The organism is Neobacillus niacini, assembly GCF_030817695.1.
Classification (GTDB): domain Bacteria; phylum Bacillota; class Bacilli; order Bacillales; family Cytobacillaceae; genus Neobacillus; species Neobacillus niacini_F.
Window position 1 is genome coordinate 1,872,752 of sequence record NZ_JAUSZQ010000002.1, and the last position, 21,585, is coordinate 1,894,336.

The following is a 21,585-nucleotide window of genomic DNA, read 5'->3' on the forward strand; positions in this document are numbered from 1 at the left end:
TTCTATTTCTCTGCTTTAAATGTTACATTCATTGCAGTAAAATAAAGAGTAAAATGTTTTAGAGGGGTGCATCGTGTGCAACGGTACTTTGTTAAACAACGAGCAAATGAAAATCGTTTTGTGATTGATGGTGATGACCGCCATCATATTATTAAGGTAATGCGCATGGAAACCGGGGGCAAAATCATATGTGTTGAACCTGAAGGAAAAGCAGCAGTTTGTGAAATTGCAAAAATTACCGATGAACAAGTCGTTGCAGACGTTGTACAATGGAAAGATGATAAGTCGGAGCTTCCTGTTTCAATTACGATTGCAAGCGGACTCCCAAAAGGGGACAAACTTGAATGGATTATTCAAAAAGGTACTGAACTTGGTGCCAACGAGTTTATTCCTTTTGCAGCACGTCGTTCTGTCGTAAAATGGGATGATAAAAAAGCTGGTAAAAAGGTAGAGAGATGGCAAAAAATCGCCAAAGAAGCTGCGGAACAATCCCATCGAGCCATTGTACCTGAAATTATAAGCCCGATGAATTTTAAAGCTTTGATAGAAAAAGGCAAAAATTTTCATTATAAATTAGTTGCTTTCGAGGAAGAAAGCAGAAGCGGTGAAACTTCTACTTTTTCAGCAACATTACAAAAAATGAAACCAGGGGAATCACTGCTTTTAGTTTTTGGTCCTGAGGGTGGGCTTGCAGAAGATGAGGTCCACATTCTACAGGAAAATGATTTTACCCTATGCGGCTTAGGTCCGCGTATTTTAAGAACGGAAACTGCGCCCTTATTTGCTCTAGCGGCGATTTCCTACCATTTTGAATTAATGAGGAGATGAATACAATGCCAACAGTCGCTTTTCATACACTTGGATGTAAGGTGAATCATTATGAGACTGAAGCAATCTGGCAATTGTTCAAGCAAGAAGGCTATGATCGAGTTGATTTTGAATCAATTTCCGATGTCTATATTATTAATACTTGTACGGTAACAAATACTGGCGATAAAAAAAGCCGTCAAGTGATTCGACGGGCTGTACGTAAAAATCCTGACGCCGTAATTTGTGTTACAGGATGTTATGCTCAAACTTCACCTGCTGAGATTATGGCGATACCGGGTGTTGATATTGTAGTTGGGACCCAGGATCGTGTGAAAATGCTTGAGTACATCGAACAGTATAAAACAGAACGCCAGCCAATTAATGGCGTAGGCAATATTATGAAAAATCGTGTTTACGAAGAGCTTGATGTTCCTGCGTTTACAGATCGTACACGTGCTTCATTGAAAATCCAAGAGGGTTGTAACAACTTCTGCACGTTCTGTATTATCCCTTGGGCACGCGGATTAATGAGATCCCGTGACCCAAAGGAAGTTATTCGCCAAGCTATTCAGCTTGTTGATGCAGGTTATAAAGAAATCGTATTAACCGGGATTCACACAGGCGGATACGGTGAAGATATGAAGGATTACAATTTAGCCTTGTTGCTCCGTGAGTTAGAAGCCCAAGTTAAAGGGCTAGAAAGACTTCGGATTTCATCTATTGAAGCAAGTCAAATCACAGACGAAGTAATTGAAGTAATCAAACACTCAAATATTATTGTTCGTCATTTGCATATCCCAATACAATCTGGCTCCAATACTGTATTAAAAAGAATGCGTCGTAAATATACAATGGAGTTCTTTGGTGAAAGATTAGATCGCCTTAAAGAGGTGCTTCCAGGTCTTGCGGTTACATCTGACGTTATTGTTGGTTTTCCTGGTGAAACAGAAGAAGAGTTTATGGAAACCTATAATTTTATTAATGAACATAAATTTTCTGAATTACATGTTTTCCCTTATTCTAAGCGGACAGGAACTCCAGCTGCAAGGATGGAAGACCAGGTGGATGAAGAGGTTAAAAATGAGCGTGTACACCGCTTAATAGCTCTTTCTGATCAGTTAGCTAAGGAATATGCTTCGCAATTTGAAAATGATGTATTGGAAGTAATTCCTGAAGAAGAATTCAATGATGGATTATATGTTGGTTACACAGATAATTATTTAAAAGTGGTTTTCCCTGCAACAGAAGAAATGATTGGTAAACTTGTTAAAGTAAAACTTACAAAAGCAGGTTATCCATACAATGAAGGACAATTTGTCACAATTGTTGAAGAAGATATAAAAGCAGAAGTATTTACAAAAGAAGAAGCTGCTATTTAAGGACCTAGTTTGGTCCTTTTTTTTGGGGATTTGGGTACTCTAATGTTAGTATCAAATATCTTATGAAGTTGGATTAGAAAAGGGGTATGTAAAAATGGCTACTACCAATATTGCTTCAATGATAGACCATACATTGTTAAAAGCGGACGCAACCCGCCAGCAAATTGAAACCCTGTGCCAAGAGGCAATAGAACATAAATTCTTTTCAGTTTGTGTAAATCCAACTTGGGTAAGCACAGCTAGAGAGTTACTTAGCGGAAGCGGCGTTAAGGTGTGCACCGTTATTGGATTTCCACTAGGCACTGCAACGCCGGAAACAAAGGCTTTTGAAACAAATAATGCGATAGAAAATGGCGCTGATGAAGTGGATATGGTTATCAATATCGGCGCTTTAAAGGATAAAAATGATGAGTTAGTTGAAAAAGATATTCGGGCAGTTGTGGACGCTGCAAAGGGAAGAGCGTTAACAAAGGTTATTATTGAAACAAGCTTGCTTACAAGGGAAGAAAAAGTTCGTGCCTGTGAGCTTGCAGTTAAGGCTGGTACAGACTTTGTAAAAACATCCACAGGTTTCTCAACTGGCGGTGCTACAGTAGAAGATATTAAGCTGATGAGGGAAACTGTTGGGCCTGATATTGGAGTAAAAGCCTCTGGAGGAGTCCGTAATACCGAAGATACGGAAAAAATGATTCAAGCAGGAGCAACGAGAATTGGCGCAAGTGCGGGAATAGCAATTCTGAAAGGATTAACATCCTCTTCTGACTACTAAAAAAGACGGCCAAAGGCCGTCTTCTGGCTGTCGAGATAGTTTCGATAGCCATTATTTTTTTATAAATTTGACAATGCTCCGCGTTTTTCTATTATAGACGGTTCGTAGGATTTGTCCTTAAGACCCCGGATAGAGGACTAATCTTTCTAGTGGCGCGTATTGATTTGTCCTCAAGACCCCGGATAGAGGACTAATCTTTCTAGTGGCGTGTGTTGATTTGTCCTCAAGACCCCGGATTAAGGACTAATCCTTCAAGTGGCGCGTGTTGATTTGTCCTCAAGACCCCGGATTAAGGACTAATCTTTCTAGTGGCGTGTGTTGATTTGTCCTCAAGACCCCGGATTAAGGACTAATCCTTCAAGTGGTGCGTGTTGATTTGTCCTTAAGCCCCCGGATTGAGGACTAATCCTTCTGGTGGCGCGTGTTGATTTGTCCTCAAGCCCCTGGATTGAGGACTAATCCTTCTGAGAAGCGCATATGATCTGTCATCAAAATAAAAGATCCGAGAAAAATAACCTTTCTCGACAATCAGAAGACGGCCAAAGGCCGTCTTTTAGTTAATTACTTGTTTTTCCACCATGTATCTTCAGTATCATTTCACCAAATTTAGTTGCAAATGGCAAAACCATAATGGATGAAACCACATTAAAAATTACGCTAATGTGGGCTAACTGAATCATCTTTTCATTCGCTAATATATGGGCATTTTCAGACAAATAAGGAATAAAGGGAGGTAAAAATCACAACGCCGGCAACATTTAGCCAAACATGTGCAAAAGCAGCCAATCTTGATTCTTTCCCGCCTCCAATCGAAGCGATTAGCGCTGTAATACATGTCCCAATATTTGCCCCAAATACGATCGCAATCCCAGCATCAAGATGAAGAAGACCTGCAGTTAAAAAACCCATGGTGATACCTGTCATAGCTGTACTAGATTGTATAATTGCAGTAATAAATGCTCCAGTTAAAATACTTAGTAAGATATTGTCGTTAATAGAGAGGATAAAATTATTGATAAATGGGAGTGCAGTCAATGGCTTAGCTAAAAGCTCAAAGCCTTTCATTGCTGTAAACACTGAGGCGATACCAAAGGTGACCATTCCGATACTTCTAATTTTAATTGATTTAAAAAAGGTAAGTAATGCTCCAATAATAGCGAGTGGTACTAAAACTTTATCAAGATTGAAGGTTATCAGCTCAGTTTTAAATGTGGTTCCGATATTTGTGCCTAAGATAATCCCGATGGATTGAGGAAAAGTCATGATCTTTGCTGATATTAATCCAATTGTGATAACCATCACTGCCGAACTGCTCTGTAATAATGCAGTAACAAAGGTGCCTGTCACCATACCTTTTAGTGGTGTACGTGTTAGTTTAGTCAGCCATCCTTTTAATTTATTCCCCGACAAATTAAATAATCCGAACCTTATTATGGTCATGCCAAAGATAAATAATAAGATAAATAATATAAATAATAGTATGTAAAGCATGTCTTCACCCCTCTCTTAATTGTATGCCTGAGGAAGTGGGACATGCCGGATTTATGGGGAGTTGTTCAAAAAGTTATGGAGATATGAATAAAAATATTAAAAGCTTGTTTCAACTCTACAAATACAGTTGACCTTGTTTCTATGATATATTATAATTGCAAGGTACATGGATTGAATGTAAGTGTGTTGTGTTTCGGAGGGAGGGAAAGAGAATGTCTAAAACCGTCGTTAAGAAAAACGAATCGCTTGAAGATGCTCTTCGTCGCTTCAAACGTACAGTATCAAAAACTGGTACTTTGCAAGAGGCAAGAAAGCGCGAATTCTACGAAAAGCCAAGTGTAAAGCGTAAGAAAAAGTCTGAAGCAGCAAGAAAACGTAAGTTCTAAGAGAGGGTGTAATTTATGAGTCTTCTCGAGCGTTTAAATAGTGACATGAAACAAGCGATGAAAAATAAGGAAAAAGACAAACTCACAACGATTCGGATGGTAAAAGCTTCATTGCAAAATGAAGCGATTAAGCTTGGTACAAAAGAGCTTTCCGAAGAAGCTGAGTTAACTATCCTTTCTCGCGAAGTGAAACAACGCAAAGAATCCCTCCATGAATTTGATAAAGCAGGTCGTCAAGACCTTGTTGATAAATTGCGTGCAGAGTTGGCTATCGTCGAACTGTATTTACCGAAGCAGCTTTCCGAAGAAGAGTTGTCAGAAATTGTTATAGAAACAATCTCTGAAGTCGGTGCAAAATCAAAAGCGGATATGGGAAAAGTGATGGCTGCGATTATGCCTAAAGTAAAGGGTAAAGCAGACGGGTCACTCGTAAATAAATACGTACAACAACACCTTTCATAATTATTCTGACAACCAAAGCCGCAAGCGTTTAGCTTGCGGTTTTTCACTGTTTTGGATAACTTGAAACTTATTTGGATTTAAAACGTATACATAGTGTCGACTAGAAGGGAGGGTAACCATGATTGAGTTTTTAACTGATCCAATCGTTGTAACGTTGTTATTAACCATTGCAGGGGCAGCTATTGTTTATGAGCTTTTTTCATCAAGGTTTGGGATATCAGGATTCATAGGTTTATTTGCATTACTTCTTTTCTTTTATGGACATTTTCAAGCTGGTCTTGCCGGTTTTGGAACAATTATGTTATTTGCAGTTGGGATCATGCTGATCTTTTTAGAATTTTTTCTTCCAGGAGCTATTTCGGGCACGCTGGGATTGGCTGCTTTAATAGCGAGTCTGTTTCTGGCGGGAGAAAATCCTTTGAGCATGGGAATATCTATTTTTATTTCAATTTGTGTTTCTATTGCGGTTTTATTTTTTATGATTAAGGTCCTGGTCAAGAAAATGGTTTTATTTAATCGAATGATTTTGTTTGATACTGCGAAAAAAGAAGATGGCTATGTATCTAACATAAATCGTACAGATTTACTAGGTAAAGAAGGTATTGCATTAACAGTCTTAAGACCTTCAGGAACGGCCGTTTTTAACAATGAAAGAATTGATGTTGTAAGTGAAGGCGGTTTCATTGATCAAAATGCTAAAATTACAGTAATCAAGGTCGAAGGTGTACGAATCGTGGTCAGAAAAGTAAATTAGTCCGAAAGAGGAGGTAAGTGCGGTGGAATTAACAAGTGGAAGTTTATTTATGATTGGTATCATTGTTGTTGCATTGATTTTTCTCGGAATATTATTATCTTTTGTACCGGTAATGCTTTGGGTATCTGCCCTTGCTGCAGGGGTTCGAATTAGTATTTTTACATTAGTTGGGATGAGACTTAGACGGGTTACACCGAGCCGGGTTGTAAATCCGCTTATTAAGGCGCATAAAGCTGGTCTAAATGTGACAACCAATCAGTTAGAAAGTCATTACTTAGCTGGCGGGAATGTCGATAGAGTAGTTAATGCTTTAATTGCTGCCCATCGGGCGAACATTGAGTTAACATTTGAACGCTGTGCTGCGATTGATTTAGCAGGACGTGATGTATTAGAAGCGGTGCAAATGAGTGTTAATCCTAAAGTAATTGAAACACCATTTATCGCAGGTGTAGCCATGAACGGTATTGAAGTAAAGGCAAAAGCGAGAATTACCGTACGAGCTAATATCGACCGTCTTGTCGGGGGGGCGGGTGAAGACACTGTTGTAGCACGTGTAGGTGAAGGGGTTATATCGACAATAGGTTCCTCACTTGACCATAGTAAAGTCCTCGAGAGCCCTGAACTGATTTCGCAAACAGTATTAGCTAAAGGATTAGATTCAGGCACCGCTTTTGAAATTCTATCGATTGATATAGCTGATGTCGATTTAGGAAGAAACATCGGTGCGGAGCTGCAAACGGAGCAGGCTGAAGCCGATAAGAAGATAGCCCAGGCAAAAGCAGAAGAGCGCAGGGCTATGGCTGTCGCTACAGAGCAGGAAATGAAGGCAAAAGTAGAGGAAATGAGAGCTAAGGTTGTAGAGGCCGAGGCAGAGGTACCACTGGCCATGGCAGAAGCATTAAAATCTGGAAATATCAGTGTAATGGAATATATGAATTATAAAAATATTTCTGCAGATACAGATATGCGCGGCTCTATCGGAAAGATGACAGGTGATAAAAAAGACGACCGCTAAACAGCCGATTATTTCTTTAAAGAAGGAGGGTCGGGCTTGGAAACAATATTATTTTTGATTATTGCCGGAATTCTTTCGTCCATCTTTAGTAAGGCCAAGGGTAAGAATAAGCCTGGAAGAACTAAGCCATTTACTGCAAAAGGGTTTTCTGATATTCGCACCCAAGTTGAACAACAAATGATGAAAAAGCAGCGAAAACCTGGTCAAATCTCTACAGGTCAGCCTGTGCTGCTAGATACAAATTTGCCGAGTTTAGAGGAAAAATATCTAGAAATAAAGCATAAGCCTGTGGTTCCCATAAAACAACTAGAGCAGCCGGTTGAATCCACTTTATTAAAAGTTGATTCAGCGGATGTTTCATTTGAAAAACCTGATGAAAAAACAATTATAAATGGGATCATTTGGGGAGAAATTCTCGGTGAACCACGAGCCAAAAAACCATATTTTTCGAGAAAGAGCTAAATGAATAATTGCAAATTAGTATAAATCGAAAAAGAAGTGCTAGAACCTTCCTTCATTTCATAAATATGAGATGAAAGGGGGTTCTTTTTTTATGGCAAAAAAATGGGGCCTGCGTGTCCGGAACTGGATGGCACAAAAAATGGATCTTCCTCAAGATGTCATGATGGATTTGCCCCGAATCACTATGATTGGGCAAATCCATATTTACATCGAGAATCATAGAGGGTTGATTACCTTTACTGATAAAGAATTGCGACTGTTGTTAAAGCAGGGTCAATTACAAATAAAGGGTAAGTCTTTCGTGATAAAGACCATATTACCTGAAGAAATTTTGCTTGAAGGAAAAATTGATCAGGTCATTTATATAAATGAAAATCCAGGAGGAACCAAATGAAAAACCAATGGATCGAATTCATATCTGGCAAGGTAACCGTCAAAGTATCAGGAAGAGGCATAGAAAGGTTCTTAAATGTATTAATCAGAAACGGTCTGATTATATGGAATGTAAAACGACACGGGACCGAAACGATTACCTTTACAATGAGACTTCAGGACGCATTAAGAATTAGACGTTATGCAAGAGAAAGAGATTGCTCGATTACATTCTTAAAAAGGGCAGGTATGCCTTTTTTATTTAAACGGCTATTGAAAAACAGTGGTTTTGTAGGAGGGGCTCTTCTCTTTTTGCTGATTATTATGTTTTTATCAAATGTGATTTGGGGTATAGAAATAAAAGGAGCAAAACCTGCAACAGAGTATCAGATTCGCAAAGAATTGGACAAGATGGGAGTAAAAATTGGAAAAGTCCAGTTTTTTGTGGATAACGTGGAAGGGATACAAAGGAAATTGACTAACAATGTTGGGAACCTTACTTGGGTAGGTGTGGAATTAAAGGGGACAACCTACCACCTTCAAGTGGTTGAGAAGAAAGAGCCTGAAAAGCCGGAGCAACTTGCACCTAGAAATCTGGTTGCAAAAAAGAAAGCTATTATTGATTCCATGTATGTTGAAACAGGACAAAAAATGGTTGATATACATGACCATGTAGAAGCTGGGCAATTGTTAGTATCTGGTGTTATTGGAAAAGAAGGTCAAACCGAGCAAGTTACAGCCATTGGTGAGGTTTGGGGGGAAACGTGGTATAGGAGCCATGTTGAATTGCCGTTAGAAACGAAATTCTTTGTATTCAATGGTCAGGAAAAGCAAAAATTTTCTTTAATCTTGGGTAATCTAGAAATCCCAATTTGGGGATTTGGCGAACCGGATTTCCAGGAATACGAAGTGGACAGGAATGTGAAGAAAATCCGGTTTTTAAAATGGGGGCTGCCAATCTCCATTGGGGACGAAACTTTAAGAGCACGTGAAGAGACAACTCGTATTTACACACAAAAAGAAGCCGAAAAAAATGCACTGGAATTAGCAAAAGATAAAATAAAAAGTGGTTTGGATGAAGAAGCTATCATTAAAGACCAAAAAATTTTACACAAAGAGTTGAAAAATGGTAAAGTTATCCTAGATATCCATTTTAAGATAATCGAAAATATAGCGGTTGGACAACCAATACCTAAGGAGACTACTGAATGACAGTTAACTTAAAAACAATTAATGTACAACTTGAAAATCCAGCAGAAGCGATAGCTCTCTTAGGCAACGCAGACTCAAATCTAAAAATAATTGAAGAAGAATTGCAAGTATCAATCGTCACGCGTGGCGAGTCCGTCAGCTTATCCGGCGATGAGGAAAGAGTTGTACTCGCCAGTCAAATTCTCGATAAGTTAATTTTTGTGATTAGAAAAGGTGTAACCATCAGTCAAAGAGATGTCTTGTCAGCCATTCAGATGGCTCAAAAAGGTACACTGGATTACTTTGATAATCTCTATGACGAGGAAATCGCGAAGAATGTAAAAGGAAAGACGATTCGAATTAAGACACTCGGACAAAGACAATATATAATGGCCATTAGACAAAATGACCTTGTATTTGGGATTGGTCCCGCAGGAACAGGAAAAACGTATTTAGCCGTCGTTATGGCGGTCAATGCGTTGAAGAATGGGCAAGTCAACAAGATCATTCTAACGCGGCCTGCAGTGGAGGCTGGAGAAAGCCTTGGATTTTTACCAGGTGATTTAAAAGAAAAGGTTGATCCGTATTTACGTCCCTTATATGACGCTTTAAATGACGTTCTAGGTGCCGAACATACACAACGATTAATAGAACGTGGAACCATCGAAATTGCTCCACTTGCCTATATGAGAGGGCGTACATTAGATGATGCCTTTGTCATTTTAGATGAAGCTCAAAATACCACTCATGCCCAAATGAAGATGTTTTTAACACGTCTTGGCTTTGGTTCAAAAATGGTCATCACAGGCGACCAAACACAAATCGATTTACCAAAAGGGGCAAAATCAGGACTAATCGCTGCCGAAAAGATTTTATTAGGCGTCAATGGAATATCCTTTGTTTTCTTAGAACAAAGTGATGTTGTTCGTCATCCATTAGTAGGCAGAATTATTGAGGCTTATGAGAAGAAGCCACTGCAAAATTAAAACGCATGGAATAGAGGGATAAACCTGCTTATGGTTTATCCCTTTTTGCCATATAATCATAACAATTGCCATGGAAAAATGGCTCATATTTCATTAGAGGATGAAACTTTAAGGAAAAACTGTTATCATTTTACATAAAGCGTAATTACATACTTGACTAGGGTTATTTAGATGCTTTGGGGGGAGTAAGTTGAAAAAAATCCAGCAATACTTAATTCAAATAAAAAAGCTTCTAGATTATACCTTCTTCAGATTGTTAGTTTTTGTTGTTTTAGGAGTAGTCTTATTTACCTCTATGTATGGGAATGTAAAGCCTGAGAAACTAGACATAAGTCTTTTAACAGTTGCAGATAAAACCATTCGATCTCCAGCCACGGTCGAAGATAAAATCAGTACAGAAAAAAAACGTCAAGAGGCATTGGAGCAGGTTCAGGACGTCTATACATTGAAAAAGGAATATTCCAAGAATCAAGTAGATTTAATTACATCGATTTTTGACTCTGCTTCAGAGGTAAATGATGACATAGAAGATGAAACGAAAAAACAAGATGTGCTTGATGAAGACCCTATTAATGTTATGGAACCAACTGTTGAAGAAGAAGTGACCATGTTAAAGGGTAAATTAACAGATCGTGTAATCAAGGATCTTTCAGAGCGTGTTTTTACTGCACTGGTACAAGCAAGCAACGATGAATTATCGATTGCTAAAGATCTAACGGTGACGGCTATTAATAACGTTATGAACAAACGAATTTCTGCGGATGACGTAGAAAATGCTAAAAAAAGTTTAGAAGAAGAATTAAAATTTACCACCTTAAATGGTGACTTAAAAAATGCAGCAATAGAATTAGGAAGATATGCAGTTATTCAGAATGAATTCTATGATCCAGAGGCAACAGAAGAACTGCGTAAGCAGGCGGCAGAATCTGTGGAACCTGTAAAAATTCTTCAAGGGCAAATTATTATCGAAGAAGGTAAACTAATCCGTCAGGAAGAATTTCGCCAGCTAGAACTAGTTGGTCTATTAGATAATAAACAATCGTATAAACCATTTATTGGTTTAATGATACTAATATCGATTATCCTGACCTCCGTTTACTTTTATTTTTATCAGTTGAAGGACCATCCTGAAAAGAGACAGACGGATCTTCTCTTATTTGGGATTGTTTTTATCCTGACGTTTTTTATTTTGAAAATCATCAGTATGCTCCAAATTTTTAACTATTCAGGTATAGGTTACTTATTCCCTGCGGCAATGGGAGGAATGCTAATCAAGATATTAATTGATGAGAAATTAGCGATTCTTTCCTCCATTATTTTTTCGATTTTCGGAAGTATTTTGTTTAATGAAGGTGTCTCGGGAACACTAAATTTTTCCGTAGGAATATATATATTGTTTAGTGCACTTGCTGGTGTGCTCTTTTTAAGCGGGCAAAACCAACGCTCAAAAATCCTGCAAGCTGGATCATTTACGGCTGCTGTAAATCTGTTCACCATTTGGGCACTAATGTTTTTGCCAAATGGACAATTTTCTGGATTAGAATATGGGTATTATATTTTAACAGCCATTTTTTCAGGAATTGGTTCAGCTGTCCTGACAATGGGGTTATTACCACTTTTGGAGACAAGCTTTGGTATTCTTTCAACTATGAAGTTAATTGAGCTTTCTAATCCAAATCATCCACTTTTACGGAAAATATTAATGGAAGCACCTGGAACCTATCATCATAGTGTGATGGTTGCAAACCTAGCAGATGCAGCCTGCGAAGCGATAGGAGCAAATGGTTTACTGGCAAGGGTAGGCTGTTATTATCATGATATTGGTAAAACAAAACGGCCAAACTTTTTCATCGAAAACCAAATGCACCAAGAAAATCCGCATGATCGTCTGCCGCCAGATAAAAGTGCTAATATCATTATCTCTCACGTGAAAGATGGATCTGCCATTTTAAAAAAATATAATATGCCCAAAGAAATCATCCACATTGCTGAACAACATCACGGTACCACGCTTTTGAAGTTCTTTTACCATAAAGCGCTGCAAGGTGGAGAAAATGTAAATGAAGAGGATTATCGATATCCTGGTCCAAAGGCTCAGACAAAAGAATCGGCAATTGTCGGTATTGCTGATAGTGTAGAAGCAGCGGTTAGATCTCTTAACCAGCCTACACCGGAAACCATCGAGTCACTTGTTAAGAAAATTGTTGCTGACCGGCTCCAGGATGGGCAATTAAATGAATGTGATTTAACTTTAAAAGAACTAGAAACGGTTTCCCACTCTTTTTGTGAAACGTTAAAGGGAATTTTCCACTCTAGAATCGAATATCCAGAAATGACAAAGAAGGTGGTTCAAGGATGAACAAGTTGATGATTGATTTAGTAGATGAAACGGATCAACTGTCGGACGAGCAAATGGAAGAAATCGAAAAACTATTGAACTTTGCAGCTGAAAAAGAAAGTGTCGAGGATAATAGTGAAGTTTCAGTTACATTTGTAACCAATGAAAGAATTCACGAAATTAACCGTGAATATAGAGACAAGGACGCCCCTACGGATGTAATTTCGTTCGCGATGGAAGAGCTCGGTGAAGGTGAAATTGAATTGATAGGGGAGGAGCTTCCTCGTGTGTTAGGAGATATAATTATTTCCATCCCAAAGGCAGAAGAGCAAGCAAAGGAATATGGACATTCATTTATCCGTGAACTTGGTTTTTTATCTGTCCACGGTTTCCTTCATCTTCTCGGCTATGATCATATGGAAAAGGAAGAGGAAGAAAAAATGTTCTCTCGACAAAAGGATATTTTAGATGCTTATGGACTCACGAGATAAGCAAGTTCAATTATGGAAATCTTTTTCTTATGCCTTGGCCGGAATTAAGACAGCCCTTTGGTCTGAGAGAAATATGCGCATCCATTTTTTTGTATCGTTACTCGTAATTGGGTGTTCCATATTCTTTTCAATTAGTAAACTTGAATGGTTATTTGTTATAGTAGCAATAGGTGGAATTTTCTCATTAGAATTAGTAAACACAGCAATCGAGCGTGTCGTTGATTTAGTGACCGATGATTACCACCCACTTGCTAAACAAGCTAAAGACCTAGCAGCCGGAGCGGTATTTATTTATGCAATTATAGCAGTTTTAGTTGGAAGCACCATCTTTTTACCGTATTTTTTTAGATGGTTAATTTGAAATGAAATTGCGAATTCGGTACAATACTTATCATCTTTGTCCGATATAAGTAAATTAGTTGATTTTTATGAAAATTCAAATTTTTATGTTACTTTTTCGCTACAAGTGATGATTTTATGACATTTTTAGGGTAAAATAAAGAAAGCGGCAGATTATTGCTGGAAGGGAAGAATGAACTTTGAACATCGAGAACTTAATCGAAGAATCAAAGAAAGCAAGAGAAAAAGCTTACGTTCCATATTCTAAATTTGGAGTAGGAGCAGCATTATTAACAACAGATGGAAAAATATATCATGGATGTAACATTGAAAATGCCGCTTATAGCATGTGCAATTGCGCTGAACGTACTGCATTATTTAGTGCCTATTCTCAAGGTGATCGCAATTTTACAATGCTTGCAGTTGTCGCTGATACTGACCGTCCTTGTTCGCCATGCGGGGCATGCCGGCAGGTAATCTCGGAACTTTGTCCGCAAGACATGAAGGTCGTACTAACCAACCTTAAAGGTGATATTTTAGAAATTACGGTAGCAGAATTACTTCCAGGTGCCTTTTCTCCGGAGGATTTACATGCTGAGTAATGATAATAAAGGGTATAAATCAGGTTTTATTTCAATTATTGGCCGTCCTAATGTAGGAAAATCAACATTTCTAAATCGAGTTATAGGTCAGAAGATTGCGATTATGAGTGATAAACCACAAACGACTCGTAATAAAATTCAGGGTGTATTGACGTTAGATGATACCCAAATGGTGTTTATTGACACACCAGGGATTCATAAGCCAAAGCATAAGCTCGGCGACTTTATGATGAAGGTTGCACAAAACACGTTAAAAGAAGTTGATTTAATCTTATTTATGGTAAATGCTGAGGAAGGATTTGGCCGTGGTGAAGAATTCATCCTTGAAAAATTCCAAACAATTAACACACCAATCTTCCTTGTTATAAATAAAATTGACCAAATACACCCAGATGAATTACTGCCATTAATTGAATCATATAAAGAAAAGTATCCTTTTAAAGAAATTGTTCCAATTTCAGCACTTGAAGGAAATAATGTGGAACGATTATTAGAACAAATTAAAGTTTATTTACCTGAAGGACCGCAGTATTATCCGGCGGATCAGGTAACCGATCACCCAGAAAGATTTATAATCACTGAATTAATACGAGAGAAAGCGCTGCACTTAACACGTGAAGAAATTCCTCACTCTCTTGCCGTAGTCCTTGATAAAATCGAACGGCAAAAAGGAAAGGATATTATTCATGTAATGGCAACTGTTATTGTCGAGAGAGACTCTCAAAAAGGCATTATTATTGGGAAACAAGGGGGTATGCTCAAAGAGATTGGGAAACGAGCCCGAGTCGATATTGAAAATCTTTTAGGCTCAAAAGTTTTCCTAGAGCTTTGGGTAAAAGTTCAAAAAGATTGGCGGAATAAAATGTCCCAGCTTCGCGATTTTGGCTTTAATGAAGATGAATATTAATATCTAAACCCTAACTAAAATATTAAGGATTTTATAAAATTATGCATGGACAACATTAACAAATTTTTCGTCTTATGATTTTTGCTTGGGCAGGCTATGATAATTGTAAGGTTTGGGATTCTTAAAAAGGCTAGTCTAAATCATGAAAGGTGGGGTTTTCGATGATGGATTTTACGTGGAAAGTATTCCTACAGACAGGCAATATTGACACTTATCTTCTCTATAAAGAGCTTGAGAAGGAAAACCAAGAAATACCCGGAAATCAGAATGAAGATCTAGCGCAAATGGATTTTCCCGTTTCATAAGTTTGTCTAATGTATCGGGATGGTGACTATATGCTCCAAAAATGTGAAGGCATTGTCATTAGAACTACAGATTATGGTGAAACCAATAAAATCATTACGTTATACACAAGAGAATGGGGAAAGATCGGCGTTATGGCAAGAGGAGCAAAAAAGCCTAATAGCCGGCTTTCCTCGATTACCCAGCTTTTCACCCACGGTTATTTTCTTGTCCAAAGAGGAACTGGATTAGGCAGTGTACAACAGGGAGAAATGATTACCAGCCTTCGTGGGATTGGAGAAGATATATTCCTAACTGCCTATGCTAGTTATATTGTTGAATTGACAGATAAATGTACCGATGATAAAAAACCAAACCCATTTCATTTCGAACTTCTTTTTCAAACGCTTAATTATTTGAATGAAGGTTATGATCCAGATATCCTTATGAATATCTATGAAATGAAAATGCTGAATGTATTGGGATTACATCCAATTCTAAATCAATGTTCCGTTTGCGGCAGCACAGACGGACTTTTTTCTTTTTCCATTCGGGAAGGCGGATTTATCTGCCACCGATGTATAGAAAAAGATCCATACCATTATAAATTATCGCCATCATCTGTGAAATTATTACGACTATTTTATTATTTTGATCTCTCGAGATTAGGAAATATCTCGGTAAAACAAGAAACCAAGGATGAGTTAAAGCAGGTTATAACAGCTTACTACGAAGAATATTCTGGTCTTTATCTAAAAACAAAGAAATTTCTTCAATCTATGGAAAAATTTCGAAATCAACTATAGTTCACTTATTGACATTTATTTTAGATTTCGATATTATGTGATTTAATATAATAAATAGTTGCTATGATGGAAAAGAGTACTTAGCAATCTCTGTAAAAGCGAACCTAGGATGGTGAGAGCTAGGGTATAGGGACCTAAGGAAGGCGTTCTTGAGCATAACATGTGTGTAAACACATAAAAGAGGCTGCTTTTTGACTAGCAGCAAATAGGGTGGAACCGCGGGTAACTCTCGTCCCTATGCTTATCTTAAGCATAGCGACGGGAGTTTTTTATTTTTCATTGGCTGTGTTAAAGCCAGTATTAATTTTGGCACTCTGTTGATTAAAGCGAAGTGCCTGGAGCTCCAATCAACAGACATTGTTAACACAGCCTTTTATCATTAATTGAAGAGGAGTAGTGAAAATGACAGTATCAATGGAGCAAATTGTTTCTCACGCGAAACATAGAGGATTTATCTTTCCAGGATCTGAAATCTATGGAGGACTTGCAAATACATGGGATTACGGTCCACTTGGAGTAGAATTTAAAAACAACATTAAACAAGCTTGGTGGAAGAAGTTTGTGCAAGAGTCTCCTTACAATGTTGGATTAGATGCAAGCATTTTAATGAACCCAAGAACTTGGGAAGCTTCTGGTCATATCGGCAATTTTAACGATCCAATGATTGATTGTAAAAACTGTAAAGCACGACATCGGGCCGATAAGCTAATTGAAAATGCTCTTGATGAAAAAGGTATAGAGATGATTGTTGATGGTTTGCCATTTGAAAAAATGGAAGAGCTTGTAAAAGAACATAATATCGCATGTCCGGACTGTGGCAGTCACGATTTTACAGGCATTCGCCAATTCAATTTAATGTTTAAAACCTTCCAAGGGGTAACGGAGTCCAGCTCAAATGAAATTTTCCTTCGCCCTGAAACGGCACAAGGGATTTTTGTTAATTTTAAAAATGTCCAGCGTACTATGAGAAAGAAACTGCCTTTTGGAATTGCACAAATCGGAAAAAGCTTCCGAAATGAGATTACACCTGGAAACTTTACTTTCCGTACGCGTGAATTTGAGCAAATGGAGCTTGAGTTTTTCTGTAAGCCTGGTGAAGAGTTAACATGGTTTGATTATTGGAAGAACTTTGCTGAGCAATGGCTTCACTCACTAGGGTTAAACAAAGAAAATTTAAGGCTTCGAGACCATTCGGAGGATGAACTTTCCCATTATAGTAATGCAACAACCGACTTTGAATATAAATTCCCATTTGGCTGGGGAGAACTTTGGGGCGTAGCTTCAAGAACCGATTATGACCTAAAGCAGCATATGCAATTCTCTGGTGAGGACTTCAACTATATTGATCCAGAGACAAATGAAAGATATATTCCTTTCTGTATCGAACCTTCTCTAGGTGCGGACCGGGTAACATTAGCATTTTTAATCGACGCTTATGATGAAGAACAGCTTGAAGACGGTACTTCCAGAACTGTTATGCACTTTCATCCCGCACTGGCACCATTTAAAGCAGCCGTTCTTCCATTATCTAAAAAGCTTTCAGACGAAGCCAGAGAAGTGTTTCAGACATTGGCTAAGCATTTCTCTGTTGACTATGATGAAGCAGGTTCAATCGGTAAACGTTACCGTAGACATGACGAAATTGGTACACCATTCTGTATTACCTACGATTTTGATTCAAAAGAAGACAACATGGTAACAATCCGAGATCGCGACACAATGGAACAAACCCGCGTACCAATCGCAGAATTAGTTACATTCATCCAAGAAAAAATTATGTTTTAATTCTTGAGTTTTTGAGGGTGCGGTCAGTACCGCCCCTCTAGATTATGGATTAAATGATGGTGGTGAGAAAAATAGAACTGACCAAACGCCAAGAACTTATCATTCAGATTGTGAAGGATAATGGACCGATAACCGGGGAGAACATTGCTGAACAGCTAAATTTGACACGAGCAACCTTAAGGCCGGATTTATCCATTTTAACAATGGCTGGATACTTAGACGCAAGACCTCGTGTAGGATATTTTTATACTGGAAAATCCGGGACTCAGCTTTTGACTGAAAATCTCCAGAAAATACGTGTAAGAGATTATAATTCAATCCCAATCCTAGTAAAAGAAAACGTTTCGGTGTACGATGCAATTTGTACAATGTTCCTTGAGGATGTGGGTACATTATTTGTTGTAGACCAAAACTCTCTTTTGGTTGGGGTGTTATCAAGAAAGGACCTTCTAAGAGCAAGTATTGGCAAACAAGAGCTTACTGCACTACCAATCAACATCATCATGACTAGAATGCCAAATATTACAATGTGTGAAATGGATGATAATTTAATCGATGTTGCTAAAATTATTAATTGATAAACAAATTGATGCGCTGCCTATAGTCAGGCCTACAGAAAAGGGATATGAAGTAATAGGGAGAATTACAAAGACAAACATAACAAAAGCATTCGTTGATTTAGGAAATGGTAGCACATCCTAATATTTGAATGTAGTTACTAATAATGGATTTTCTAGAGGAGCTGTTGAGGAAGAATGATTACACCAGTCATATATGTAGTATCTGATTCAGTGGGGGAAACAGCTGAATTAGTTACAAAAGCAGCAATCAGCCAATTTAATGGGTCAGGAATGACATTGAAAAGATTCCCTTATGTTGAAGATAAGGAACATATTGATGAAGTAGTTTCACTTGTTACGATGGACCACGCTATGATCGCTTTTACTTTGGTAAAACCAGATATGCGTGCGTATATGAAGGAAAAGGCCGACGATGCAGGAATTTATGCCGTAGATTTAATGGGGCCGATTATGGACCAAATTCAAATTTTCAGCGGGAAAACCCCACTGTGCGAACCCGGATTGGTAAGAAAATTGGATGAAGATTACTTTAAAAAAGTAGAAGCCATTGAATTTGCAGTTAAATATGATGATGGACGTGACCCAAGAGGAATACTAAAAGCAGATATCGTTTTAATCGGAGTGTCTAGAACGTCAAAAACACCGCTGTCACAATATTTAGCTTTAAAGCGTTTAAAAGTTGCGAATGTACCGTTAGTTCCCGAAGTTGACCCGCCTGAGGAATTGTATAAGGTTCCTGCAGAGAAGTGCTTTGGACTTAAAATCAGCCCGCAAAAACTAAATAATATTAGGCGGGAACGGTTAATCTCCTTAGGACTGAATGATCAGGCCAGCTATGCAAATATTGAGAGAATTCGTGATGAATTAACCTTCTTTGAAAAGATAGTAAATAGAATTAATTGTCCAGTTATTGATGTAACCAATAAGGCAGTTGAAGAAACAGCGAATGTTATTCTAAGTTACTTTCATAAAAGAAGGGCTTAACACATAATCTTAGATTATGTGTTTTTCATTTAACGATAAAAAACTATGGAAATGTGCAAAAGAATGTACTATAATAAAAAATTGTGATAAAAATGAATCTTTTAGGTTTAGACTTGCATGTATACGAATAAACTATTTATTGTTAGATGTCAAGGGAACCAACAGGAAAAAATTCGACATAAGTCTTTTTGGGGCCGCTCCTAAAAAGTTAGCATCTTAAAGAAGGAATATGCGGAATGATGTAGAATTATTACTAATACAGAAGGCATTCCAACTATTTTTGTAGATGCAGATTCATGCCCGATTAAAAAGGAAATTGTCGAAATTGCTTCTACATTTTCCGTTTAAAGTTCTTTTTATCGCTTCTTATGATCCTCATGGAAACAATAAGACTACATATGGTAATGCAACATAGAAATATGTTGATTCCAGAAAAGAAGCAGCGGACTTATTCATCATGAATCATACTGCAAAGGGGGATATTACTGTTATAAAGGATTTTAGACACTGAAATTTTGTCGAAAAATGCAGGAATTTAGATTTCTTTGTAGAATAAGTACAATGGAGAGATGTTTTCATGGCAGAACGGATTGCCGAAGAAAAAATTAATCAAATTCGTCAATCTGTTGATATTGTTGAAATTATTAGCGAGTATATTCAACTAAAAAAACAAGGGCGAAATTACTTCGGATTATGCCCTTTCCATGGAGAAAACTCCCCATCATTTTCCGTTTCATCCGATAAACAAATTTACCATTGCTTTGGCTGTGGAGCGGGAGGAAATGTTTTCTCATTTTTAATGGAGCTGGAAGGAATCTCTTTTCTAGAAGCAGCCATTAAATTAGCTGAAAAGGCTAATATTGACTTACAAGTAAACTTCTCAGTAAATGGGAAGGGAAAGAGCGTTACTCCGGAACTTCAGTCAATGCTTGACGCACATGAGCTGTTAACAAAATTTTACCATCATTTATTGGTAAATACAAAAGACGGTCAACATGCTTTAGAGTATTTGCTGAAGAGAGGATTTACCCGAGAATCGATTGATAAATTTCAAATTGGTTATTCCTTAAATTCATGGGACTTTGTATATAAATTCCTTAGTAAAAGGGAATTTTCTCCTGAAATAATGGAAAAAGCCGGACTGATTATCAAACGAGAAAGGGATGGGAGCTATTTTGATCGATTCAGAGATCGAATTATGTTTCCGATTTTTGACCGAAATGGAAACAGTATTGCTTTTTCAGGGAGATCTTTAGGGGCCGAGGAGCCCAAATATTTAAATAGTCCCGAAACGGCAATCTTTAATAAAAGCAAAATTTTATATAATTTTCATTTGGCCAAACCAAGTATACGTAAATTACAGCAAGCAGTGTTATTTGAAGGATTTGCAGATGTAATAGCTGCAGACAGGTCTGGTGTGGATAATGGTATCGCTACAATGGGTACCTCCTTGACAGAAGAGCACATCACACTTATACGGCAAAATACCCAGTCCATTACGATTTGTTTTGATTCGGACAAAGCAGGAATTGAAGCGGCTTATAGAGCTGGAAATATGCTTGTCGACGCTGGATGTACCATTAAAGTTGCTATGATGTCAGATGGACTTGATCCAGATGAATATATAAAAAAAAATGGTCCTGAAAAGTTCCGTAATGAGGTCATAGGTGCAAGTCTTACATGGATGGCATTTAAATTTCTTTACTTTCGAAGAGGAAAAAATCTTCAAATTGAAGGAGAACGGCTTGCCTATATCGAAACAATACTTAAAGAAATAAGTAAATTGACAAAAGCTGTTGAAAAAGATCATTATTTGCGTCAGCTGGCATCAGAATTTTCGATTTCGTTAGACGCGTTACAACAACAGCTAAAGCAGGTTTTCTTCGCAGAAAAAAGGAATTCAAGTAATCAAAATCAGCACCTGGTTAATAAGCCTCGTGTAATGGTTAAGCAGGAGAACAAATTAAAGCCTGCACATTATACTGCTGAAAGGCGATTAATTGCCCATATGTTAAGAAACAGGGACACAGCTTATAAGATTCAGGATTTATTGCAGGGTAATACGTTTAATAGTGATGATCATCAGGCAATAATAACTTATCTAATTGGTTTTTATGAAGATCATATGAATCCTGATTCAAGTGCATTGTTAACCTATATTCAAGATGAAAATCTTAGAAGAATAGTTGCTGACATCGAAATGATGTCAGTTAATGATGAATTAAGCAATCAAGAATTAACTGATTATATCAAACAGGTGTTGAATTATCAAAAATTGTTAAAGATAAAAGAAAAAGAAGTGGAACTTAAAGAAGCAGAGCGGCAAAAAGATTATGGTACAGCAGCTGCAATTGCTACTGAAATCAAACAATTGCGTAAATCGCTATAGATTC

Annotated in this window: 23 protein-coding genes, 1 pseudogene and 1 other annotated feature; of the genes and pseudogenes, 22 read left to right on the plus strand and 2 right to left on the minus strand. The window is 37.6% G+C overall.

The window, feature by feature from the left end:
• The first annotated feature begins 75 nt into the window (after window positions 1–75).
• From QFZ28_RS09565 to deoC, 3 genes are all read left to right on the plus strand, one after another.
• Window positions 76–828: a 16S rRNA (uracil(1498)-N(3))-methyltransferase gene (locus QFZ28_RS09565; RefSeq protein WP_307194413.1), complete on the plus strand. Its 753-nt coding sequence runs from the start codon at window positions 76–78 to the stop codon at window positions 826–828.
• A 5-nt stretch (window positions 829–833) separates the two neighbouring features.
• The gene (gene mtaB / locus QFZ28_RS09570; RefSeq protein ID WP_307194414.1) at window positions 834–2,189 is read left to right on the plus strand and encodes a tRNA (N(6)-L-threonylcarbamoyladenosine(37)-C(2))-methylthiotransferase MtaB; all 1,356 of its coding nucleotides are present in this window, start codon (window positions 834–836) and stop codon (window positions 2,187–2,189) included.
• Window positions 2,190–2,283: 94 nt separating this feature from the next.
• Window positions 2,284–2,958, plus strand: coding sequence for a deoxyribose-phosphate aldolase (gene deoC / locus QFZ28_RS09575; RefSeq protein WP_307194415.1), 675 nt, complete (start codon window positions 2,284–2,286; stop codon window positions 2,956–2,958).
• 557 nt (window positions 2,959–3,515) lie between these two features.
• Here the strand turns inward: deoC and QFZ28_RS09580 are convergent.
• Window positions 3,516–3,638 (minus strand): hypothetical protein, encoded by a 123-nt coding sequence (locus QFZ28_RS09580; RefSeq protein ID WP_307196989.1) that lies wholly within the window; start codon window positions 3,636–3,638, stop codon window positions 3,516–3,518.
• Window positions 3,639–3,666: 28 nt separating this feature from the next.
• Window positions 3,667–4,449 carry a Na/Pi symporter gene (locus QFZ28_RS09585; protein WP_307194416.1) on the minus strand — a complete coding sequence of 261 codons (783 nt, stop codon included), beginning with the start codon at window positions 4,447–4,449 and terminating at the stop codon, window positions 3,667–3,669.
• Between the two features lie 212 nt (window positions 4,450–4,661).
• Between QFZ28_RS09585 and rpsU the strand changes: the two genes are divergently transcribed.
• The 19 genes and pseudogenes from rpsU (at window position 4,662) to dnaG (ending at window position 21,581) form a co-directional block, all read left to right on the plus strand.
• On the plus strand, window positions 4,662–4,835 hold the full coding sequence (gene rpsU, locus QFZ28_RS09590; protein ID WP_075686208.1) for a 30S ribosomal protein S21: 174 nt from the start codon (window positions 4,662–4,664) through the stop codon (window positions 4,833–4,835).
• 15 nt (window positions 4,836–4,850) lie between these two features.
• A complete protein-coding gene (locus tag QFZ28_RS09595) occupies window positions 4,851–5,297 on the plus strand; it encodes a GatB/YqeY domain-containing protein (RefSeq protein WP_307194417.1) in 447 nt (148 codons plus the stop codon).
• Between the two features lie 118 nt (window positions 5,298–5,415).
• Window positions 5,416–6,051, plus strand: coding sequence for an NfeD family protein (locus QFZ28_RS09600; protein ID WP_307194418.1), 636 nt, complete (start codon window positions 5,416–5,418; stop codon window positions 6,049–6,051).
• A gap of 49 nt (window positions 6,052–6,100) precedes the next feature.
• Complete coding sequence (gene floA / locus QFZ28_RS09605; RefSeq protein ID WP_307196990.1) at window positions 6,101–7,066, plus strand: flotillin-like protein FloA; 966 nt, start codon at window positions 6,101–6,103, stop codon at window positions 7,064–7,066.
• A 36-nt stretch (window positions 7,067–7,102) separates the two neighbouring features.
• Window positions 7,103–7,528 carry a hypothetical protein gene (locus tag QFZ28_RS09610; protein ID WP_307194419.1) on the plus strand — a complete coding sequence of 142 codons (426 nt, stop codon included), beginning with the start codon at window positions 7,103–7,105 and terminating at the stop codon, window positions 7,526–7,528.
• 91 nt (window positions 7,529–7,619) lie between these two features.
• Entirely contained in the window at window positions 7,620–7,922 is a 303-nt protein-coding gene (yqfC, locus tag QFZ28_RS09615) for a sporulation protein YqfC (protein WP_307194420.1), read from the plus strand.
• Complete coding sequence (gene yqfD / locus QFZ28_RS09620; RefSeq protein WP_307194421.1) at window positions 7,919–9,112, plus strand: sporulation protein YqfD; 1,194 nt, start codon at window positions 7,919–7,921, stop codon at window positions 9,110–9,112. Before yqfC ends, yqfD begins: the two co-directional genes overlap by 4 nt.
• Window positions 9,109–10,077, plus strand: coding sequence for a PhoH family protein (locus tag QFZ28_RS09625; RefSeq protein WP_307194422.1), 969 nt, complete (start codon window positions 9,109–9,111; stop codon window positions 10,075–10,077). Before yqfD ends, QFZ28_RS09625 begins: the two co-directional genes overlap by 4 nt.
• 190 nt (window positions 10,078–10,267) lie before the next feature.
• Complete coding sequence (locus tag QFZ28_RS09630; RefSeq protein ID WP_307194423.1) at window positions 10,268–12,436, plus strand: HD family phosphohydrolase; 2,169 nt, start codon at window positions 10,268–10,270, stop codon at window positions 12,434–12,436.
• On the plus strand, window positions 12,433–12,906 hold the full coding sequence (gene ybeY / locus QFZ28_RS09635) for an rRNA maturation RNase YbeY (protein WP_307194424.1): 474 nt from the start codon (window positions 12,433–12,435) through the stop codon (window positions 12,904–12,906). Before QFZ28_RS09630 ends, ybeY begins: the two co-directional genes overlap by 4 nt.
• Window positions 12,890–13,267 carry a diacylglycerol kinase family protein gene (locus QFZ28_RS09640; RefSeq protein WP_373428055.1) on the plus strand — a complete coding sequence of 126 codons (378 nt, stop codon included), beginning with the start codon at window positions 12,890–12,892 and terminating at the stop codon, window positions 13,265–13,267. The genes ybeY and QFZ28_RS09640 overlap by 17 nt, the downstream gene beginning before the upstream one ends.
• Window positions 13,268–13,445: 178 nt before the next feature.
• A complete protein-coding gene (locus QFZ28_RS09645) occupies window positions 13,446–13,847 on the plus strand; it encodes a cytidine deaminase (RefSeq protein WP_307194426.1) in 402 nt (133 codons plus the stop codon).
• Window positions 13,837–14,754, plus strand: a complete 918-nt coding sequence (gene era / locus QFZ28_RS09650) for a GTPase Era (protein WP_307194427.1) — start codon at window positions 13,837–13,839, stop codon at window positions 14,752–14,754. The genes QFZ28_RS09645 and era overlap by 11 nt, the downstream gene beginning before the upstream one ends.
• 161 nt (window positions 14,755–14,915) lie before the next feature.
• Window positions 14,916–15,059, plus strand: a complete 144-nt coding sequence (locus tag QFZ28_RS09655) for a YqzL family protein (protein ID WP_081954416.1) — start codon at window positions 14,916–14,918, stop codon at window positions 15,057–15,059.
• Between the two features lie 30 nt (window positions 15,060–15,089).
• On the plus strand, window positions 15,090–15,842 hold the full coding sequence (gene recO, locus QFZ28_RS09660) for a DNA repair protein RecO (protein ID WP_307194428.1): 753 nt from the start codon (window positions 15,090–15,092) through the stop codon (window positions 15,840–15,842).
• 54 nt (window positions 15,843–15,896) lie between these two features.
• Window positions 15,897–16,082: a binding site (T-box leader), on the plus strand.
• A gap of 162 nt (window positions 16,083–16,244) precedes the next feature.
• The gene (locus QFZ28_RS09665) at window positions 16,245–17,627 is read left to right on the plus strand and encodes a glycine--tRNA ligase (RefSeq protein ID WP_307194429.1); all 1,383 of its coding nucleotides are present in this window, start codon (window positions 16,245–16,247) and stop codon (window positions 17,625–17,627) included.
• A 53-nt stretch (window positions 17,628–17,680) separates the two neighbouring features.
• Window positions 17,681–18,329: pseudogene (locus QFZ28_RS09670) on the plus strand (helix-turn-helix transcriptional regulator).
• Window positions 18,330–18,382: 53 nt separating this feature from the next.
• Entirely contained in the window at window positions 18,383–19,192 is an 810-nt protein-coding gene (locus tag QFZ28_RS09675; protein WP_307194430.1) for a pyruvate, water dikinase regulatory protein, read from the plus strand.
• 577 nt (window positions 19,193–19,769) lie between these two features.
• Complete coding sequence (gene dnaG / locus QFZ28_RS09680) at window positions 19,770–21,581, plus strand: DNA primase (protein ID WP_307194431.1); 1,812 nt, start codon at window positions 19,770–19,772, stop codon at window positions 21,579–21,581.
• The last annotated feature ends 4 nt before the right edge of the window (window positions 21,582–21,585 follow it).

Bases quoted from the DNA above. Each gene is read 5' to 3' on its own strand.
- mtaB (WP_307194414.1), top strand. From the start codon at position 834: ATGCCAACAGTCGCTTTTCATACACTTGGATGTAAGGTGAATCATTAT.
- deoC (WP_307194415.1), top strand. From the start codon at position 2,284: ATGGCTACTACCAATATTGCTTCAATGATAGACCATACATTGTTAAAA.
- QFZ28_RS09580 (WP_307196989.1), bottom strand. From the start codon at position 3,638: ATGATTCAGTTAGCCCACATTAGCGTAATTTTTAATGTGGTTTCATCC.
- QFZ28_RS09585 (WP_307194416.1), bottom strand. From the start codon at position 4,449: ATGCTTTACATACTATTATTTATATTATTTATCTTATTATTTATCTTT.
- rpsU (WP_075686208.1), top strand. From the start codon at position 4,662: ATGTCTAAAACCGTCGTTAAGAAAAACGAATCGCTTGAAGATGCTCTT.
- QFZ28_RS09595 (WP_307194417.1), top strand. From the start codon at position 4,851: ATGAGTCTTCTCGAGCGTTTAAATAGTGACATGAAACAAGCGATGAAA.
- QFZ28_RS09600 (WP_307194418.1), top strand. From the start codon at position 5,416: ATGATTGAGTTTTTAACTGATCCAATCGTTGTAACGTTGTTATTAACC.
- floA (WP_307196990.1), top strand. From the start codon at position 6,101: ATGATTGGTATCATTGTTGTTGCATTGATTTTTCTCGGAATATTATTA.
- yqfC (WP_307194420.1), top strand. From the start codon at position 7,620: ATGGCAAAAAAATGGGGCCTGCGTGTCCGGAACTGGATGGCACAAAAA.
- yqfD (WP_307194421.1), top strand. From the start codon at position 7,919: ATGAAAAACCAATGGATCGAATTCATATCTGGCAAGGTAACCGTCAAA.
- QFZ28_RS09625 (WP_307194422.1), top strand. From the start codon at position 9,109: ATGACAGTTAACTTAAAAACAATTAATGTACAACTTGAAAATCCAGCA.
- ybeY (WP_307194424.1), top strand. From the start codon at position 12,433: ATGAACAAGTTGATGATTGATTTAGTAGATGAAACGGATCAACTGTCG.
- QFZ28_RS09640 (WP_373428055.1), top strand. From the start codon at position 12,890: ATGGACTCACGAGATAAGCAAGTTCAATTATGGAAATCTTTTTCTTAT.
- era (WP_307194427.1), top strand. From the start codon at position 13,837: ATGCTGAGTAATGATAATAAAGGGTATAAATCAGGTTTTATTTCAATT.
- QFZ28_RS09655 (WP_081954416.1), top strand. From the start codon at position 14,916: ATGATGGATTTTACGTGGAAAGTATTCCTACAGACAGGCAATATTGAC.
- recO (WP_307194428.1), top strand. From the start codon at position 15,090: ATGCTCCAAAAATGTGAAGGCATTGTCATTAGAACTACAGATTATGGT.
- QFZ28_RS09665 (WP_307194429.1), top strand. From the start codon at position 16,245: ATGACAGTATCAATGGAGCAAATTGTTTCTCACGCGAAACATAGAGGA.
- QFZ28_RS09675 (WP_307194430.1), top strand. From the start codon at position 18,383: ATGATTACACCAGTCATATATGTAGTATCTGATTCAGTGGGGGAAACA.
- dnaG (WP_307194431.1), top strand. From the start codon at position 19,770: ATGGCAGAACGGATTGCCGAAGAAAAAATTAATCAAATTCGTCAATCT.